At 39.3% G+C, this 3515-nt stretch carries 4 protein-coding genes; 2 read left to right on the top strand and 2 right to left on the bottom strand.

Translation table 11 applies throughout. The features are described from left to right. Nucleotides 1-131: 131 nt before the first annotated feature. Together HEQ36_RS25900 and HEQ36_RS25895 are read left to right on the top strand one after the other, a co-directional pair. Nucleotides 132-659 carry a DUF192 domain-containing protein gene (locus HEQ36_RS25900; protein WP_053538937.1) on the top strand — a complete coding sequence of 176 codons (528 nt, stop codon included), beginning with the start codon at nucleotides 132-134 and terminating at the stop codon, nucleotides 657-659. Between the two features lie 659 nt (nucleotides 660-1318). Next, nucleotides 1319-1546 carry a DUF2949 domain-containing protein gene (locus HEQ36_RS25895; RefSeq protein WP_053538936.1) on the top strand — a complete coding sequence of 76 codons (228 nt, stop codon included), beginning with the start codon at nucleotides 1319-1321 and terminating at the stop codon, nucleotides 1544-1546. A gap of 85 nt (nucleotides 1547-1631) precedes the next feature. Here the strand turns inward: HEQ36_RS25895 and HEQ36_RS25890 are convergent, their stop codons facing one another. Both HEQ36_RS25890 and HEQ36_RS25885 read right to left on the bottom strand, forming a co-directional pair. Next, nucleotides 1632-2783, bottom strand: coding sequence for an alanine--glyoxylate aminotransferase family protein (locus HEQ36_RS25890; protein ID WP_053538935.1), 1152 nt, complete (start codon nucleotides 2781-2783; stop codon nucleotides 1632-1634). Nucleotides 2784-2950: 167 nt separating this feature from the next. Further along, nucleotides 2951-3196 (bottom strand): DUF5340 domain-containing protein, encoded by a 246-nt coding sequence (locus tag HEQ36_RS25885; RefSeq protein ID WP_039202208.1) that lies wholly within the window; start codon nucleotides 3194-3196, stop codon nucleotides 2951-2953. Nucleotides 3197-3515 lie beyond the last annotated feature (319 nt).

Raw genomic sequence — 3515 nt, 5'->3', positions numbered from 1 at the left:
CAAGAGGCAAGAGGCAAGAGGCAAGAGGCAAGAGGCAAGAGGCAAGAGGCAAGAGGCAAGAGTAAAGAGTAAAGATAGATTTCTCCCCTACTCCCCCTACTCCCCCACTCCCCCCACTCCCTATACGAGTTATGATTTCTTGGCTTAGTTTATGTTCAATATTACTTAGTATCCTGCTCATGGGCTGTTCATTACCAACCACAGCTAAATCTCCAGCCGTAACACCAGAATCATCAACCCAAACATCAGTAAATGCTGGTCAAAATTTGCCAATTTCGGCTGAAGCTACTCTGCCTCGAAATATAAAAATTCAGTTAGAAGTAGCACGAACACAAGAACAACAACAAATGGGTTTGATGTATAGAAAGGATTTACCAGATAACCGAGGAATGCTGTTTCTTTTTCCGAACGCACAACCAGTACAATTTTGGATGAAGAATGTACCCGTTGCGTTAGATATGGTATTTCTCCGGCAAGGTGTGGTCCAGTACATCCAAACATCTGCTCCTCCTTGTGACATAGAACCTTGCCCCACCTACGGTCCTAATGTCCTGATAGATCAAGTAATTGAACTTAGGTCAGAACGAGCCAAAGAACTAGGTTTAAAGAAAGGAGATCAGATCAAAATAGATTTCCTAGTTCCTGGTGCTATTCCATAAACAGAATCAAGATTGACAATAGCTCTATGCACTTGAATAAGATACAAAATCTCTGGTAGAAGCCATACCACAAAAGACTTTTAACTTTTAACTTCTGACTTCTGCTATAGCAACAATTCTATGTAAAAATAGCATAAGTCTTTATGCTGAATTTTTATCTGGTACAAAATTATTTTTTTGAAAAAATACTACCAAACCTGGCATAAATAGTAGTAAAGAGGTTAATATTTATCAGTAGCCTAAATAACATCAGATTTTAGTTTTTCCAGTTAAAATCACGACTTTTAAAATTAAGTAACAAAATCTCCCTTTTGGCGCAAGTGTAAATAGTCGCCAATAGGTGAGTATAAACTATAAAATCTTTGTTACTTAAATCAAAACAAAAAACTAGAGGATGTTAATGGTGACACTAACATCATGGTTGAAGTATTACCTAAATATCATCCTGATGGGATACACAAGTCACTGTAGTAGAAATTGCTTCGTGATTTTAATTACCTTGGTCTAGTAGTAGATTCAGATAGATTAATGCTTTACAAAAGGGTTATTTAGAAAAATATATACTTTTTTTATACAACCTCGATTCTCTAATCTACTTATAGCAAGGTGACACATAAAATACTGGCTATACAATACCCACAAAATTAGATAAACAACCTATGATCATCAATTCTACTCAAGTAGGTGAGATACAAATGACACCATCAAGATATTCTCGGCTAATTAATTTTCTCCAGGAAGATTTGGCAATTTCCGCTGCTTCCCTCGCTGTAGCATTACGTAGCCGTGATCAAGATCCTGGTTCTTTAACTATGACTCTTTGGCAATATGGGTTAATTACACTAGAACAGTTGGAACAAATTTATGATTGGCTAGAAACAGCGTAGGGAAGAGGCATGGGGGCAGGGAGTAGGTGCAGAATTTACCCATTACCTATTACCTATTACCCATTACCCATTACGAGTCTAATAACTATTGGGCAAAAACTTTTGCTGCTGCTGCTATACCAGCACCGGGGGTGAAGTTTTCATGACCAACTTGTGGAAGGACAACTTCTAGGGAAGCGATACAACTAAGAATGTCTCGATCGCACACAAAACCTAAGTGACCTATGCGGAAAATTTTATTACTCAGATGGTCTTGTCCACCTGCTAAAGCAATATCAAACCGTTTTTTCATCAAAGAACGAATTTTATCGGTTTCGATGCCTGGAGTAGCTACAGCGGTAATGGCAGGACTGGCACATTCATCTGCGGCAAACAATGATAAATTTAATGCTTTCATTGCCGCACGAGTGGCATTTTTTTGGCGTTCATGACGGGTAAAGATGGATTCCAATCCTTCCTTTTTCATCATTCCCAAGGTGGTATGTAGTGCCACCATTAAGTTGACGGGAGGGGTAAAGGGAGTGGTATTTTTAGCGGTGGCTTTACGATATTTCCCTAAATCTAAATAATACTTAGGCAATTTTGCGGTTTTGTAGGCTTCCCAGGCTTTAGGACTGACGGAGACAAATCCTAAACCGGGAGGAATCATGTAACCTTTTTGTGAACCAGAAGCAACTACGTCTAAACCCCAAGCATCTACAGGGACGTTGTAAGCCCCTAAACTGGTGACAGCATCAACAATAATTAAAGCCTCTCCATGTTCTTTAACGTGGCGGTTGATGGCTTCTAGATCATTAATGACACCAGTTGAGGTTTCGCTGTGGGTGATAATGACGGCTTTGATTTCTTTGTTGGTATCAGCTTGCAGTTTGGCTGCAAATTGGGCTGGGTCTAAGGGTTGTCCCCATTCTGCGGTGATTGCTTCTACATTTAAGCCAAAGGCTTGACCAACTTCTACCCAACGTTCACCAAATTTACCATTAGAACCGACTAAAATGCGATCGCCTGGAGAAAGAAAATTAATCATTCCCGCTTCTACAGCCCCAGTCCCACTGACATTTAGCATCAATACATCACTGCTGGTTTGATGTAGCCATTTGAGGTTTTCTGTCACCTCTGCCATCATGCTACTAAATTCACCGCTGCGGTGACCAATAGGGTGTTTAGCTAATGCTAGTAAAGCTGCTTCTGGAACTGGGGTAGGACCAGGAATCATCAGCATCAATTTATCGTCCATGTTTGTGTCCTAGTTGAAAATTTCAATACAATCCAAATTAACCCCTCTAGGGGATAAAAACACAAAAAAACCTACTCAAATTTTTCGTAGGAATGCCAGTTTAAAACTGTATTAAGCAGCCCCACTTTTGCAGGGCTGAGTTTTGTCTAAATGGAAATAGACATTCATCATGAGCAATCTACTTTATCACCAAAATGGTTAATAGACCAACGGTGATCAATGATCAGAGAGGACGATTGAAAACTTTCTTCTAGTCGCTTTTGTTGGGATGCAGCTTTTCGCAGGGTAACAATTAGTTGGTTAACTTGATTGCGTAGGTCTTCGTTTTGACCTAGAGAAGTCATGGTTTGTCTTTCTAAAAGTTGAAGTATAAGTTCGTAATGGATAGGAGAAGGTAAAGGAATTGGCTCCATGTAGTTTATTATGAAGTTGAAACTTAGGGATGCTTAATTTTTAACTTAGTTAAAGTTTTGTTAACCCCAAATTAATTCTTACACAAGAAATAAATAATTGCAGTTATTAAGCAGGAGATAGCCGGGGAAAATGAGAATTTTAGAGGAAGAAGCAACAGGTAACAGAAAAACTCATGTTTAAAAACATGAGATGGAAATACTGATTTTTGACTAAGCTTTAAAATCTGAAACTTTAGTTTTTTCTGTTCCCTGTTCCCTGTTCCCTGTTCCCTGTTCCCTGTTCCCTGTTCCCTGTTCCCTGTTCCCTGTTCCCTGTTCC

The organism is Anabaena sp. 54, from assembly GCF_017355725.1.
In the GTDB taxonomy this organism is placed as follows: Bacteria; Cyanobacteriota; Cyanobacteriia; order Cyanobacteriales; family Nostocaceae; genus Dolichospermum; species Dolichospermum heterosporum.
The sequence above is the reverse complement of the archived record's forward strand: the minus strand, read 5'-3'. Positions and strand labels throughout refer to the sequence as shown.

Bases quoted from the DNA above. Each gene is read 5' to 3' on its own strand.
- HEQ36_RS25900 (WP_053538937.1), top strand. From the start codon at position 132: ATGATTTCTTGGCTTAGTTTATGTTCAATATTACTTAGTATCCTGCTC.
- HEQ36_RS25895 (WP_053538936.1), top strand. From the start codon at position 1,319: ATGATCATCAATTCTACTCAAGTAGGTGAGATACAAATGACACCATCA.
- HEQ36_RS25890 (WP_053538935.1), bottom strand. From the start codon at position 2,783: ATGGACGATAAATTGATGCTGATGATTCCTGGTCCTACCCCAGTTCCA.
- HEQ36_RS25885 (WP_039202208.1), bottom strand. From the start codon at position 3,196: ATGGAGCCAATTCCTTTACCTTCTCCTATCCATTACGAACTTATACTT.